Raw genomic sequence first — 12,491 nt, 5'->3', positions numbered from 1 at the left:
GCCCCACCCGCCCGGACGTAGCGGACCGCCTGGCCTCCCGCGGCTTTGCCCTGGATACCGCGCGCAGCGAAGCGCTGGAAGAACAGCGCAAGACCGTCCAGACCCGCACCGAAGCACTGCAGGCTGAGCGTAATGCGCGTTCCAAATCCATCGGTCAGGCCAAGCAGCGCGGCGAAGACATCGCGCCGCTGATGGCGGACGTCGAGCGCATGGCGGGTGAGTTGAGCGCCGGTAAAGTCGAGCTGGACGCGATCCAGACCGAACTGGACTCGATCCTGTTGGGCATCCCGAACCTGCCGCACGAATCCGTTCCGGTCGGTAAAGATGAAGACGACAACGTCGAAGTGCGCCGCTGGGGCACCCCGACGACCTTCGACTTCGAAGTCAAAGATCACGTTGCACTTGGCGAGAAGTTCGGCTGGCTGGATTTTGAAACCGCCGCCAAGCTCTCCGGCGCACGTTTCGCGCTGTTGCGTGGCCCGATCGCCCGTCTGCACCGCGCTTTGGCGCAGTTCATGATCAACCTGCACGTCAACGAGCACGGCTACGAAGAGGCTTACACGCCTTATCTGGTTCAGGCCCCGGCGCTGCAAGGCACCGGTCAATTGCCGAAGTTCGAAGAAGACCTGTTCAAGATCGCCCGCGAAGGCGAAGCCGATCTGTACCTGATCCCGACTGCCGAAGTGTCGCTGACCAACATCGTTGCCGGCGAAATCGTCGACTCGAAACTGCTGCCGATCAAGTTCGTGGCGCACACGCCGTGCTTCCGTAGCGAAGCCGGTGCGTCGGGCCGTGACACGCGCGGCATGATCCGTCAGCACCAGTTCGACAAGGTTGAAATGGTCCAGATCGTTGAGCCATCGACTTCGATGGAAGCGCTGGAAGGCCTGACCGCCAACGCCGAGAAAGTCCTGCAACTGCTGGGTCTGCCTTACCGCACCCTGGCACTGTGCACCGGCGACATGGGCTTCGGCGCGGTCAAGACTTACGATCTGGAAGTGTGGATCCCGAGCCAGGACAAGTACCGTGAAATCTCGTCGTGCTCCAACTGCGGCGACTTCCAGGCCCGCCGTATGCAGGCGCGTTTCCGCAACCCGGAAACCGGCAAGCCTGAGCTGGTGCACACCTTGAACGGTTCTGGTCTGGCTGTTGGCCGTACACTGGTTGCCGTGCTGGAAAACTACCAGCAGGCCGACGGTTCGATCCGCGTGCCGGACGTGCTGAAGCCGTACATGGGTGGCCTTGAGGTCATCGGCTAAATGAAATATCTGCCGCTGTTTCACAACCTGCGCGGCAGTCGTGTGTTGGTCGTCGGTGGGGGGGAGATTGCCTTGCGCAAATCCCGCCTGCTGGCCGATGCCGGTGCGCTGCTGCGGGTGGTCGCACCTGAAATCGAAACGCAACTGCGCGACCTGGTCGCCGCCTCAGGTGGTGAATGCGTGTTGCGCGGTTACGTCGAAGCGGATCTGGACGGTTGCGGGCTGATCATTGCCGCCACCGACGATGAAGCGCTGAATGCGCAAGTCTCCAGTGATGCCCATCGGCGCTGCGTGCCGGTCAATGTGGTCGACGCACCGCAGTTGTGCAGCGTGATCTTCCCGGCGATCGTCGACCGTTCGCCACTGATCATTGCGGTGTCCAGCGGTGGCGATGCGCCGGTGCTGGCGCGGCTGATTCGCGCCAAGATCGAAACCTGGATTCCGTCGACCTACGGTCAGTTGGCCGGGCTCGCCGCACGTTTCCGCAATCAGGTTAAAAACCTGTTTCCGGATGTACAGCAGCGTCGCGGGTTCTGGGAAGACGTTTTTCAGGGTCCGATTGCAGACCGGCAACTGGCCGGGCAGGGCACCGAAGCCGAGCGTCTGCTGCAAGCCAAGATCGATGGCGAAGCGACAATCACCACCGGTGAGGTGTATCTGGTCGGCGCCGGCCCGGGTGATCCTGATCTGCTGACGTTCCGTGCTCTGCGGCTGATGCAGCAAGCCGACGTGGTGCTGTACGACCGCTTGGTGGCGCCAGCGATTCTTGAGTTGTGCCGTCGCGATGCCGAGCGGGTTTACGTCGGCAAGCGTCGCGCCGATCACGCGGTGCCGCAGGATCAGATCAACCAGCAACTGGTCGATCTGGCCAAGGCCGGCAAGCGTGTGGTGCGGTTGAAGGGTGGTGATCCGTTTATTTTCGGCCGTGGCGGCGAAGAGATTGAAGAGTTGGCCGCGCATGGGATTCCATTCCAGGTGGTGCCGGGGATTACGGCGGCCAGCGGTTGCGCGGCGTATGCCGGAATTCCGCTGACCCATCGTGATTACGCGCAGTCCGTGCGCTTCGTTACCGGGCATTTGAAGGACGGTTCCACCGATCTGCCATGGGCCGACCTTGTCGCCCCGGCGCAGACGCTGGTGTTCTACATGGGCCTGGTGGGGTTACCGGTGATTTGCGAGCAACTCATCAAGCATGGTCGTTCGGCAGATACGCCCGCGGCGCTGATTCAGCAAGGCACCACGGTCAATCAGCGGGTCTTTACCGGCACGCTGGCGGATTTGCCGCGACTGGTGGCGGAGCATGAAGTGCATGCGCCGACGCTAGTAATCGTCGGTGAAGTGGTGCAACTGCGCGAGAAACTGGCGTGGTTCGAAGGCGCTCAGGCGCAGGTCTGAAAAACCGAGTCGCCCCATTCGCGAGCAGGCTCACTCCTACAAGGGATCTCTGTTGTTCACAAATCCCTTGTAGGAGTGAGCCTGCTCGCGATGAGGCCCTCAAAAATTACACAAACTCCAGATCAACCCCGGCGCCAAACCCCTTTGCCAGCAAGCCGCGCCCGATCATGGGCCTCTGTGAAATCCTGCTCCGGCCCCTTCGGCACAATCCCCGTCGGATTGATGGTCTTGTGACTGCCGTAGTAGTGGTTCTTGATGTGCTGGAAATCCACCGTCTCGCCAATCCCCGGCATCTGATACAGCTCACGCAGCCAGTTCGACAGATTCGGATAGTCGGCAATCCGCCGCAGGTTGCACTTGAAGTGGCCGTGATACACCGCGTCAAAACGGATGATCGTGGTGAACAGGCGAATATCCGCTTCAGTCAGGTACTCACCGCTTAAATAACGGTTGGCACCAAGCACCCGCTCCAGATGATCCAGCTCGGCAAACACCCCGTCGAAGGCTTCTTCATAAGCCTGTTGCGAAGTCGCAAAGCCTGCGCGATACACGCCGTTGTTCACCGCCGGATAAATCCGCTCGTTCAACGCGTCGATCTCACCGCGCAGCGGCGCCGGGTAGAAATCCAGATCGTTGCCGGTCAAGTCATCGAACGCGCTATTGAACATGCGGATGATCTCCGCTGATTCATTGCTGACGATGCGTTTGAGCTGCTTGTCCCACAACACCGGCACCGTCACGCGACCGGTGTAATCGGCCGTGTCAGCGGTGTAGCGCTGATGCATGAAGTCAAAACCGTCGAGCTTGTCACCGGTCGAGCCGAGCGCCGTGTCGAAGGTCCAGCCGTTTTCCAGCATCAGCCAACTGACCACCGACACGTCGATCAGACTTTCCAGGCCTTTGAGTTTGCGCAGGATCAACGTCCGGTGCGCCCACGGGCAGGCGAGGGAAACATAAAGGTGATAGCGCCCGGCCTCGGCGGCAAAACCGCCTTCGCCACTCGGGCCGGGCTGGCCGTCAGCGGTCACCCAGTGGCGACGCTTCGCCTGTTCGCGCTGGAACGCGCCATCCTTGCTGCTTTCGTACCACTTGTCCTGCCAGCGGCCATCGACTAACAAACCCATGTTCAAGACTCCTGTGAACCAATAATCATTGGAGCCGAGTCTATTCCGATGAGTTCGAACAAAAAGCGCAAAGATCGGGCGCAAATGATCGGTTAAATCGATTTGTCCCGCGCGGCCCAGTATTGCTCGGCGGTTTCGAAAGCCTGTTCACGGCTTTGCCCCAGACCTCGCAGCGCCAGCGCCATGGTCGAGATCAGCGCCATTTGCGGATAGCTGTCGACCACCTCGCCGCGCCACACCGCTTTCAAGTGCTCGATGTCCAGCGAGGCTGGTTTGACGTGGCGTTGTGCCGACAGCTGTGGCCATTCCTCGTCCCAGCTTTCGCCGCCGCGAGTACCGTAGAGATGGCTGTCGGCATCCGGGTTGATCTCGATTTCGCCGCCATCGCCTTTCACCACAATCGCGGTATCGCCCAGCAAGCCGCTGGCATCACGGTGCACGGCCTGATAGCCGGGATGGAAGATGCTTTGCAGCCCACAGCGTGCGCCCAACGGGTTGAGAATCCGCGCCAGCGAGTGGATCGGCGAGCGCAAACCCATGGTGTTGCGCAGGTCGATCATCTTTTGCAGCTGTGGCGCCCAGTCCATCAGCGGCATAAACGCGAGGCCACCGTTGTCCAGCGCGTCGCCGACCTGCTGCCAGGTGCGGCACAACGGGATGTTGAGCTCTCCCAGCAACTGTTCCGTATACAGGCGCCCGGCGGTGTGCGCGCCGCCGCCGTGCATGAAAATGCGCACGCCGTTCTGTGCCAGGCATTTCGCCGCCAGCAGATACCACGGCAGATGGCGTTTTTTGCCGGCATAGGTCGGCCAGTCCAGATCGACGTTCAGTGCCGGCGCCTGCAAACGAGCGCGCAGGGCCTCGGTGAAACCGGCCATTTCTTCGGCGCTTTCTTCCTTGTGCCGCAGCAGCATCAGGAAGGCGCCGAGCTGGGTGTCCTCGACTTTGTCGTCGAGCACCATGCCCATGGCTTCGCGGGCCTCTTCTCGGGTCAGATCGCGGGCGCCGCGCTTGCCTTTGCCAAGGATTCGCACGAATTGGGCGAACGGATGTTCGGCAGGCGTTTCGAGGGTCAGCGCTGGGAAGTCGGTCATAAGCAATTCGTCGGTTTGGGCAGGCCCGCCAGTTTCGCGGCGAGTTTGGCAGGGGTGCCTTTGAACAGTCGGTTCAGGTGCAGGCTGTTGCCTTTGTCCGGGCCGAGTTTCAGCGCGGTGTACTTGATCAGCGGGCGGGTCGCCGGGGACAGCTGGAATTCGGCATAGAAGCTGCGCAGCAGTTCGAGGATTTCCCAGTGGTCGGCAGTCAGTTCGATGTCTTCGGCGGCAGCGAGGGCGCTGGCGACGTCATGTGACCAATCGCTCAGCTCAACCAGAAAGCCACCCTTGTCCAGCTCGATGGCGCGGGCGCCGACGGTCATGGAATTCATAGCCAGCTGTTGACCTTGTCGTGGTGGATCGTCAGTTCGACGAAGGCCGGGTAATCGATGGCTTCGGCCCAGTCCGGAATCGACACGGCGCGGGCCTGCACGTCTTCCTCCAGCACGAACAGTTTTATCTGGCGGCTTTGCAACGCCGCAAACGGCGCGGTATCCGGTTGCAGTGCGTAAACCGCGTCACCGCTCAGCAGCAAAGCATCAGCGCTGCCGATCAAGCGCAGGCAACTGGTCAGGCGATCGTCGCCGAACGGGGAATGAGACAACATATGCAAAGTCGACATCAGAGGGTAATCACCTGATCGTAACGGTCAATAAGGGCGGTGATTTGCTCGGCGGCGAGCGGTTGTGCTTCCTCCAGCGAGAGGTTTTTCAGCCCTCGATCGCTGGCGCTGTCGGCGCAGTAAAACAGCTCTTCGACACCGAACATCGGCAGTGCTTGCAGGTTGGCGCTGAGGTCTTTCTGCTGCAAGGCCTTGGCGTTCTGCCCAGCGGCCAGTTGCAGCACGCCGTCATCCAGAAACAGCAGACCGATCGGCAGATCGAAGGCGCCGCCAGCCAATACGATGTCCAGCGCTTCGCGGGCACCGGGGCCGGACCATGGCGATTGACGGCTGATGATCAACAGGGATTTGGCCATCTCACGCACCTCCGAAACAGATCAGGCGATCGGCGTCTTGCACCGCATCATGCAACTGACCGAGGCCGGACAATTCCCACGGCGCACTGACCGACACGGCCTCACGCTGATAGCGTTTGGCTTCTTCGTCGTTGAGCACACCTCGGCGCAGGGCCGCGGCGATGCACACCACGCCATCCAGCTTCTGCTCGCTGATGAACGTGCGCCATTGCTTGGGCAAGTCCAGTTCATCCTGCGGGGTGACCCCCGCGTCGGAGGCGTTGTAGACGCCATCCTGATAGAAAAACAGCCGGACAATCTCATGCCCGCCGGCCAGCGCAGCTTGCGCAAACAGCAGGGCACGGCGCGAGGAGGGCGCATGGGCGGCGGAAAACAACGCGATGGCGAACTTCATGACGGACTCGATCAGCAAAACTGCGGCCATGATAAAGCTTTATCGGCGAGGCGGCGAAATCGATGTTGCCTGCACTGGCTCAATCGCCAGCAGGCTGGCTCCCAGAGGGGGGCGGCACCGATCCAATGTGGGAGCCAGCCTGCTGGCGATTGAGAAAGGTCAGGCAATGAAATTCAGCGGGGCATGTAACCCAACTGCCAGCGCCGGGGGATTTTTAGCGAGAGCAGCCCCACCAACGCCGCCAGCACACCGCTGACGAACATCGCCTTGAGCCCCAAGTGATGTTCCAGCACTGCGCCAAGTATCGCGCCGATGAACATCCCGCTCCACGGCACCAGTTGCACGCGCCAGCCACTGCGCCGCTCGCCGAGCAGCCACCGGCCCAGTCCACGACCAAACCGCGACAACGCCCCGGTGACATAGGTCAGCCCGACCGGCAGACCATTCACTTCCTCGACCGACGCATTGAGCATGCCCATGGCGATGATCGCCGCCAGCAGGGCCGGCAGTTGCGAATCAAACGGCCAGGCAGCAGCGGCGCAGAGCAGGGTGGCGATACACAGTAGAAGAGGCAGCGCCCGTCGGCCGCCGAGACGCGCGACGAGTACACCCAATGCATTACCGACAACAAAAGTAGCGACGAGGATCACCAGACGCAGGGTCAAGCCGAGGTCGCCATCACTGATCGCCACCGCCAGCCGCGTGGTGTTGCCACTCATGAACGAGACGAAATCACCGCTGGCCATAAAGCCGATGGCGTCGGTCATCCCGGCCAGCACCGACAGGCTGGCCACCAGCGCCAGACCCACGCGGCCACGCCATTTCTGCGTGTGCAGATGGCCGGGGCTGGCCCGGTGAGTCGAGGCGGAAGGCAGCATCGTCAATTGTTTCCTTGAGCGGCGGTTACGGTTCTATTCCATACAGATCGCAGTATTCCAGCCACTCCATGCCGGCCATTTCCGCTACTTCGCGGTGCACCTCAAGACGCTGGGCCTGATATTCCTCGGGCGAATCGGCCGTCAGTTTCAAGGTCAGTTCCCAGGCGAATAACCCAAGGCTTTCTGCTTCCTCCTCAAATGCTTCGTGCAGACGCTCTTCGCGATACTGCGCCTGGGTTTCACCCTTGGCTTGGGCCAAAAGCGGATTGAGATGATCAAGCGTTTCGCGCAATTCGGGGCGTTGATCGAGAAACAGTTTCAGAGCGTGTTCATGTCGCTGATCGGTAGGCGCCATGGGTTTTCCTTGTGAGGCTGATGACCTTAGGTTGCCGCAGCGGCCTGCGCGTGTCGCGCTATAAATGCAGTAAAGCAGAACGATTTCTGCTGCTGCGGTGATACAGTCCGCTTTTTTCTGAATGAGCGAATGCAATGCGAATTCTGATGGTGGCGCTGGCCGCGACGGTGCTGGCCGGTTGCGCGGGTTCGGTGATGGACGATGCTCGCACTAAAACTCCCTACAAAACCCTGACCTCGGACAAGCCTGAGAAAGTCGTCGCCCAGTGCGTGCAATTCGCGTGGCAGGACGAAGCGGTGTTCGGTGTGGATGCCGGGGCTTATCTGCAACCGGGCAAAAAGGGCGGTTCGACGGTCTACACGCGTTCGGCGGAGTCGTTTGTCGATGTCAGCACGCAGGCGTCGGGCACGGCGTTGAGTTACTACGCGCAGAAGGATGATTTCGTGGCCAAGCGTCGTTTGGCGGCGTTGGCGACTTGCCTTTGATGATGTGTTGAGGCGGCTTGCGTCTTCGCGAGCAGGCTAGCTCCCACAGCAATGCATTTCAAGGTGGGAGCAAGCCTGCTCGCGAAGGGGCCGTCAAATTCAATCCATCAAGCGCTTCTGGAAAAAATGCCGCTTGTGCCCCGGCGGATAATCGACGATTTCACCAAACTGGCTGAACCCCAGCTTCTGATAAAACCCCGGCGCCTGAAAGTCGAAGGTGTCCAGCCACATGCCCAGGCAATTCTTCTCTCTGGCCAACGCTTCGGCCATGGCCATCAGTTCCGAGCCAATGCCCCGTCCCCGGCCCTGTTCGGGCACTGACAGCAACTCAATGAACATCCACTGAAAAATCACACGGCCATACAAGCCGCCAAGGATCACGTCGTGGTCATCGCGCACCATGAGGGCGAACGGTTCTGACTTTGAGCCCCCCGTTTTGGCATCGTTATACGCAATCAGGGGCAGGAGAATGGCTTGGCGTTGTTCGTCGGTGGGGTTTTGCGACAGCTCTATGCGCAAGTTCATGCATGACTTCCTTGTGGTGAGAATCCGCAGCCTATCCTGTGCAGGGGGCGTCTTCCAAGCCCCGCTGCAACCCGGTGGAACCGCCGCGCACGCGCTGCGGTCTAGCCTTAACAGCGTCATTCCAGAACGCGGTTGATGAGGACACCCCATGAACATTTTCGAAGCCCTTCGCGAAAGCCATGATCGCCAGCGCACCTACGCCAAAGCCCTGATCGAGACCAGTGGCGATACGCCGGAGCGCGTCGAGGCCTACAAGCAGCTCAAAGCCGAACTGCAAGCCCACGAAACCGCCGAAGAACGTCACTTCTATATCCCGCTGATGGAGTTCGACAACGGTGTCGATCTCAGCCGTCACGCCATTTCCGAGCACCACGAAATGGACGAGATGATGGAAGAGCTGGACGAGACCGAGATGTCCAGTCCCGCCTGGCTCGCCACGGCGAAAAAGCTTTCGGACAAGGTCCACCACCACCTCAAGGAAGAAGAGCAGAAGTTCTTCCAGATGGCCGGCAAATTGCTCAACGAAAAACAGAAAGTGCAGCTGGCCGGGCAGTACGAAAAAGAGTTTCAGGCACAACTGCCCTGAGTTGCCAATGCGGGATTTCGCAACTTCGACGTGTACGTCTTTGCCTATACGTCGAGTGCGAGCTGTCGCAATAAGCTGTATATCCATCCAGTATTTTCGGTGTTTTGCGAATTGTGACCGGGCAGACTGCGACAAAACCGCCGATGGACAAAAAATCCCCCTCCGTTAGCTTGAAGGCCTCTCCTCGGGAAGGAGAGTTCTTAAATCAACGGAGTGAAAAACATGAATCAGGCAAATCTGGAAACCCAACTGCGACATGGTCGCGTCACCTCCCCAGCGAGCCGTGGCTCGGTGGCCATCGATCTCGGGTTGCTGGCCGGTTGGCAGGTCAACGAAATGGAAGGCGGCAAGAACTTTCCGGCACTGGCGGCCGGGCCGTTCCCGGCGCCCTATGGCAGCGACAGTGACAGCGTCACGCCGCCCACTGACGGCTACATTCTCAGTGGCGGCAAGTCCGACGCTCGCGTTTGCGTGAACTTCACCAGTGAGGAAATGAGCAAGAAGCTCAATCGTCCGTTCGCCTGGCCGTTGCTCAACGTCACCGCGGGCCAGACCCTCAAGGTCAACTGGGTGTACACCGCGGCGCATACCACCCGTGGCTACCGCTGGCTGATCACCAAGGATGGCTGGGATCCGCAGCAGCGCATCACCCGTGCGCAACTGGAGGCGCAACCGTTTTTCGAAGACTTCTACACTCAGGTTCCGTACTACAGCCACGCGGGTGAGATGAAGGCCAAGGTCGATCACGAAGTGAAACTACCGGCCAACAAGAAGGGTCATCACGTCATCGTGCTGATGTGGATCGTTGCCAACACCGGTAACGCCTTCTATCAGGCCTTCGACGTCGACTTCAAATAACGGCGCAGCGTCGCCCAATCCACACGTTCTGAAGGATTAGAACATGTCAAAAATCGACTTCACTTTATTGCAGAATGCGGCGACCGATGCGGCTTCGCTGATGCCGAGCATCGCCGGCAAAAAGATCCTCATGGGCTTCTGGCACAACTGGCCGGCGGGACCCAGCGACGGCTATCGGCAGGGCCGGTTTGCCAGCATCGCGCTGGAGGATGTACCCAAGGAATACAACGTCGTCGCCGTGGCCTTCATGAAAGGCAGCGGGATTCCGACCTTCAAGCCGTTCAACGTTTCCGATGCCGAGTTCCGCCGTCAGGTCGGCGTGCTCAACAGTCAGGGGCGGGCGGTGCTGATCTCCCTTGGCGGAGCCGATGCGCACATCGAACTGCGCAGCGGGCAGGAACAGCCACTGGCCAATGAAATCATCCGTCTGGTGGAAACCTACGGCTTCGACGGCCTGGACATCGATCTTGAACAGAGCGCGATTGATTTCGCTGCCAACAAGACCGTTCTGCCAGCCGCGCTGAAACTGGTCAAGGATCACTACGCCGGCCAAGGCAAGCACTTCATCATCAGCATGGCCCCGGAGTTTCCGTACCTCACCAGCAACGGCAAGTACGTCGATTACCTGCAAGCGCTGGAAGGCTACTACGATTTCATCGCACCGCAGTTCTACAATCAGGGTGGCGACGGGGTCTGGGTGCCGGAAGCCAACAACGGTGCCGGCGCGTGGATCGCGCAGAACAACGATGCGCTGAAAGAGGATTTCCTCTATTACCTGACCGAAAGTCTGGTGACCGGCACTCGAGGGTTCACGAAGATCGCGGCGGACAAGTTCGTCATCGGCCTGCCCGCCAACGTCGACGCTGCCGCCACCGGTTATGTGATCGACAAGACCATCGTCGGCAATGTGCTCAAACGGCTGGCGATCAAAGGGCACCTGATCAAAGGCCTGATGACCTGGTCGGTGAACTGGGACAACGGTGTCAGCAAGGATCGTGTGCCGTACAACTGGGAGTTCAGTCGGCGCTACGGCCCGCTGATCACGGGCGTGCAGGCAAGCACGCCAGCAGTGGATGAAACGCTGTCGCACATGGCCCGTTAATCGCCAATAAAAAGCCCGGTAGCGCTGCCGGGCTTTTTTTGTGGGTTCGATTGATCGACTATGGACGCTTTCTGATGACAAAAGGATCAGGCGTCATGTCCAACACAGCCGAGCGGGTCAACATCATCGATACCGAGGTGTTGTCCCACGACTGGTATCTGTTGAAGAAAGTCACCTTTGACTATCACCGCAATAACGGCGAGTGGCAGCGTCAGACCCGCGAGGTGTATGACCGAGGCAATGGCGCGGCGATTCTGCTGTTCAATCGCGAAAAGCGTTCAGTGGTGCTGACCCGACAGTTCCGCCTGCCGGTGTTCGTCAATGGCCATGACGGCCTGTTGATCGAAGTGGCGGCGGGGTTGCTGGAAGGTGCTGCGCCGGAGCAGCGTATTCGCGATGAAGCCGAAGAGGAAACCGGCTATCGCGTGCACGACGTCAAGAAGGTGTTCGAGGCTTACATGAGCCCCGGTTCGGTCACTGAGAAACTGCACTTCTTCATTGCCGAGTACGACTCGGCGTCGAAGGTCGGCAACGGTGGCGGTCTGGAAGAAGAGACTGAAGAGCTGGAAGTGCTGGAGTGGGGATTTGACGAGGCATTGGCGGCGTTCCAGCGCGGTGAGATCTGCGATGCCAAGACCATCATGCTGCTGCAATTCGCGGCGATGAATAATCTGTTTACCGACTGAATACCATTGTGCCGAGGGAGCTTGCTCCCGCTGGGCTGCGCAGCGGCCCCAAGATTTTGCCAGTTCTGCGAGCTGGAGCGGGAGCCTCGCCACAAACGCTTTTTCGCCCCGAACGCAGTGGCTAAAACAGTTCCCCCGTTCGACCTACCTCCGACCACTGGCTACCTTCCAGCCTCAACAATCGCTCCTTCGCCTCAAGCCCCCCGGCAAACCCGGTCAGTTTCCCCGACGCTCCGATCACTCGATGGCACGGCGCGACTATCGAAATCGGATTCCGTCCGTTCGCCGCTCCCACTGCGCGCACCGCACTCGGATTGCCGATCTGCTCGGCAATCTGGCTGTATGTGCGAGTCTCCCCAAAAGGAATGGTCAGCAACGCCGCCCACACCTTTTTCTGAAAATCGGTGCCGGCAAAATCCAGTTCCAGATCGAAGCAATTGCGTGTCCCGGCAAAATATTCTTCCAGCTGTCGTGCTGTGTTGATCAGGACCGGATTATCCGGTGCCTCACTCATCGGCCCCAGACGCACGCGGTTGGGTTTGTCGTTTTCCCAGAGGATGGCCGCCAGTCGTGAGCCGTTCGCGACCAGCTTCAGCTCGCCGACCGGCGAGGGCAGGATGATGAACGTGTAGGGCATCGGGAAGAATTCCGGATCGGCACGGTAACGACGCCCAGCATACTGGCTGATCGGGGAGGCGCAAACCGTAAAGCCGACCATACTGCTTGTTGCTCTTGAAGCGTTCCCCTCTGTTTTGCACAGACCCTGAAAACA

Annotated in this window: 16 protein-coding genes and 1 pseudogene; 7 read left to right on the top strand and 10 right to left on the bottom strand. The window is 59.9% G+C overall.

The genetic code is table 11. The annotated features are described in order from the left end of the window. Positions 1–1,259 (top strand): serine--tRNA ligase (gene serS / locus ACIONG_RS10285; RefSeq protein WP_401298850.1); only part of this gene is annotated, 1,259 nt, incomplete at its 5' end. Then, complete coding sequence (gene cysG, locus ACIONG_RS10280) at positions 1,260–2,654, top strand: siroheme synthase CysG (RefSeq protein WP_401298847.1); 1,395 nt, start codon at positions 1,260–1,262, stop codon at positions 2,652–2,654. It begins immediately after the preceding gene. Between the two features lie 122 nt (positions 2,655–2,776). Here cysG and ACIONG_RS10275 read toward each other — a convergent pair whose 3' ends face one another. From ACIONG_RS10275 to ACIONG_RS10240, 8 genes are all read right to left on the bottom strand, one after another. Next, positions 2,777–3,778, bottom strand: a complete 1,002-nt coding sequence (locus tag ACIONG_RS10275; RefSeq protein WP_212809443.1) for a glutathione S-transferase family protein — start codon at positions 3,776–3,778, stop codon at positions 2,777–2,779. Positions 3,779–3,870: 92 nt separating this feature from the next. Further along, complete coding sequence (locus ACIONG_RS10270; protein WP_315448929.1) at positions 3,871–4,872, bottom strand: glycosyl transferase family protein; 1,002 nt, start codon at positions 4,870–4,872, stop codon at positions 3,871–3,873. Next, positions 4,869–5,204 (bottom strand): TusE/DsrC/DsvC family sulfur relay protein, encoded by a 336-nt coding sequence (locus tag ACIONG_RS10265; RefSeq protein WP_401298843.1) that lies wholly within the window; start codon positions 5,202–5,204, stop codon positions 4,869–4,871. Before ACIONG_RS10265 ends, ACIONG_RS10270 begins: the two co-directional genes overlap by 4 nt. Continuing rightward, complete coding sequence (tusB, locus tag ACIONG_RS10260) at positions 5,201–5,494, bottom strand: sulfurtransferase complex subunit TusB (protein ID WP_401298840.1); 294 nt, start codon at positions 5,492–5,494, stop codon at positions 5,201–5,203. Before tusB ends, ACIONG_RS10265 begins: the two co-directional genes overlap by 4 nt. After that, a complete protein-coding gene (gene tusC, locus ACIONG_RS10255; protein WP_401298837.1) occupies positions 5,494–5,850 on the bottom strand; it encodes a sulfurtransferase complex subunit TusC in 357 nt (118 codons plus the stop codon). The genes tusB and tusC overlap by 1 nt, the downstream gene beginning before the upstream one ends. 1 nt (position 5,851) lies before the next feature. Then, positions 5,852–6,244 carry a sulfurtransferase complex subunit TusD gene (gene tusD / locus ACIONG_RS10250; RefSeq protein WP_401298834.1) on the bottom strand — a complete coding sequence of 131 codons (393 nt, stop codon included), beginning with the start codon at positions 6,242–6,244 and terminating at the stop codon, positions 5,852–5,854. A gap of 173 nt (positions 6,245–6,417) precedes the next feature. Further along, positions 6,418–7,122, bottom strand: coding sequence for a YoaK family protein (locus ACIONG_RS10245; protein ID WP_401298832.1), 705 nt, complete (start codon positions 7,120–7,122; stop codon positions 6,418–6,420). Between the two features lie 25 nt (positions 7,123–7,147). Beyond that, entirely contained in the window at positions 7,148–7,477 is a 330-nt protein-coding gene (locus ACIONG_RS10240; RefSeq protein ID WP_103306783.1) for a DUF6388 family protein, read from the bottom strand. A gap of 134 nt (positions 7,478–7,611) precedes the next feature. Between ACIONG_RS10240 and ACIONG_RS10235 the strand changes: the two genes are divergently transcribed. Next, on the top strand, positions 7,612–7,962 hold the full coding sequence (locus ACIONG_RS10235; RefSeq protein ID WP_100845748.1) for a hypothetical protein: 351 nt from the start codon (positions 7,612–7,614) through the stop codon (positions 7,960–7,962). A 99-nt stretch (positions 7,963–8,061) separates the two neighbouring features. On the opposite strand, the gene ACIONG_RS10230 is transcribed toward ACIONG_RS10235, so the two are convergent. Next, positions 8,062–8,487, bottom strand: a complete 426-nt coding sequence (locus ACIONG_RS10230) for a GNAT family N-acetyltransferase (protein WP_401298828.1) — start codon at positions 8,485–8,487, stop codon at positions 8,062–8,064. Positions 8,488–8,635: 148 nt separating this feature from the next. Here ACIONG_RS10230 and ACIONG_RS10225 point away from each other — a divergent pair, with 148 nt between their 5' ends. From ACIONG_RS10225 to ACIONG_RS10210, 4 genes and pseudogenes are all read left to right on the top strand, one after another. Continuing rightward, on the top strand, positions 8,636–9,073 hold the full coding sequence (locus ACIONG_RS10225) for a hemerythrin domain-containing protein (protein WP_315448916.1): 438 nt from the start codon (positions 8,636–8,638) through the stop codon (positions 9,071–9,073). Positions 9,074–9,295: 222 nt separating this feature from the next. Continuing rightward, positions 9,296–9,931: a lytic polysaccharide monooxygenase auxiliary activity family 9 protein gene (locus ACIONG_RS10220; RefSeq protein ID WP_401298824.1), complete on the top strand. Its 636-nt coding sequence runs from the start codon at positions 9,296–9,298 to the stop codon at positions 9,929–9,931. A 43-nt stretch (positions 9,932–9,974) separates the two neighbouring features. Further along, a pseudogene (locus ACIONG_RS10215) lies at positions 9,975–10,973 on the top strand (chitinase); the annotation flags it as partial. Positions 10,974–11,128: 155 nt separating this feature from the next. Continuing rightward, positions 11,129–11,719 (top strand): NUDIX domain-containing protein, encoded by a 591-nt coding sequence (locus ACIONG_RS10210; protein WP_212809430.1) that lies wholly within the window; start codon positions 11,129–11,131, stop codon positions 11,717–11,719. Between the two features lie 121 nt (positions 11,720–11,840). Here the strand turns inward: ACIONG_RS10210 and ACIONG_RS10205 are convergent, their stop codons facing one another. After that, positions 11,841–12,356: a methylated-DNA--[protein]-cysteine S-methyltransferase gene (locus tag ACIONG_RS10205; protein WP_103306782.1), complete on the bottom strand. Its 516-nt coding sequence runs from the start codon at positions 12,354–12,356 to the stop codon at positions 11,841–11,843. Positions 12,357–12,491 lie beyond the last annotated feature (135 nt).

The organism is Pseudomonas sp. NPDC087817 (genome assembly GCF_044742875.1).
Taxonomy (GTDB): Bacteria; Pseudomonadota; Gammaproteobacteria; order Pseudomonadales; family Pseudomonadaceae; genus Aquipseudomonas.
This window is presented reverse-complemented; position numbering and strand designations above follow the sequence as displayed.

Coding starts and splice junctions, on each gene's coding strand:
- tusC (WP_401298837.1), bottom strand. CDS start 5,850: ATGGCCAAATCCCTGTTGATCATCAGCCGTCAATCGCCATGGTCCGGC.
- ACIONG_RS10270 (WP_315448929.1), bottom strand. CDS start 4,872: ATGACCGACTTCCCAGCGCTGACCCTCGAAACGCCTGCCGAACATCCG.
- ACIONG_RS10240 (WP_103306783.1), bottom strand. CDS start 7,477: ATGGCGCCTACCGATCAGCGACATGAACACGCTCTGAAACTGTTTCTC.
- ACIONG_RS10210 (WP_212809430.1), top strand. CDS start 11,129: ATGTCCAACACAGCCGAGCGGGTCAACATCATCGATACCGAGGTGTTG.
- ACIONG_RS10275 (WP_212809443.1), bottom strand. CDS start 3,778: ATGGGTTTGTTAGTCGATGGCCGCTGGCAGGACAAGTGGTACGAAAGC.
- tusD (WP_401298834.1), bottom strand. CDS start 6,244: ATGAAGTTCGCCATCGCGTTGTTTTCCGCCGCCCATGCGCCCTCCTCG.
- tusB (WP_401298840.1), bottom strand. CDS start 5,494: ATGTCGACTTTGCATATGTTGTCTCATTCCCCGTTCGGCGACGATCGC.
- ACIONG_RS10230 (WP_401298828.1), bottom strand. CDS start 8,487: ATGAACTTGCGCATAGAGCTGTCGCAAAACCCCACCGACGAACAACGC.
- ACIONG_RS10245 (WP_401298832.1), bottom strand. CDS start 7,122: ATGCTGCCTTCCGCCTCGACTCACCGGGCCAGCCCCGGCCATCTGCAC.
- ACIONG_RS10205 (WP_103306782.1), bottom strand. CDS start 12,356: ATGCCCTACACGTTCATCATCCTGCCCTCGCCGGTCGGCGAGCTGAAG.
- ACIONG_RS10225 (WP_315448916.1), top strand. CDS start 8,636: ATGAACATTTTCGAAGCCCTTCGCGAAAGCCATGATCGCCAGCGCACC.
- ACIONG_RS10235 (WP_100845748.1), top strand. CDS start 7,612: ATGCGAATTCTGATGGTGGCGCTGGCCGCGACGGTGCTGGCCGGTTGC.
- ACIONG_RS10220 (WP_401298824.1), top strand. CDS start 9,296: ATGAATCAGGCAAATCTGGAAACCCAACTGCGACATGGTCGCGTCACC.
- cysG (WP_401298847.1), top strand. CDS start 1,260: ATGAAATATCTGCCGCTGTTTCACAACCTGCGCGGCAGTCGTGTGTTG.
- ACIONG_RS10265 (WP_401298843.1), bottom strand. CDS start 5,204: ATGAATTCCATGACCGTCGGCGCCCGCGCCATCGAGCTGGACAAGGGT.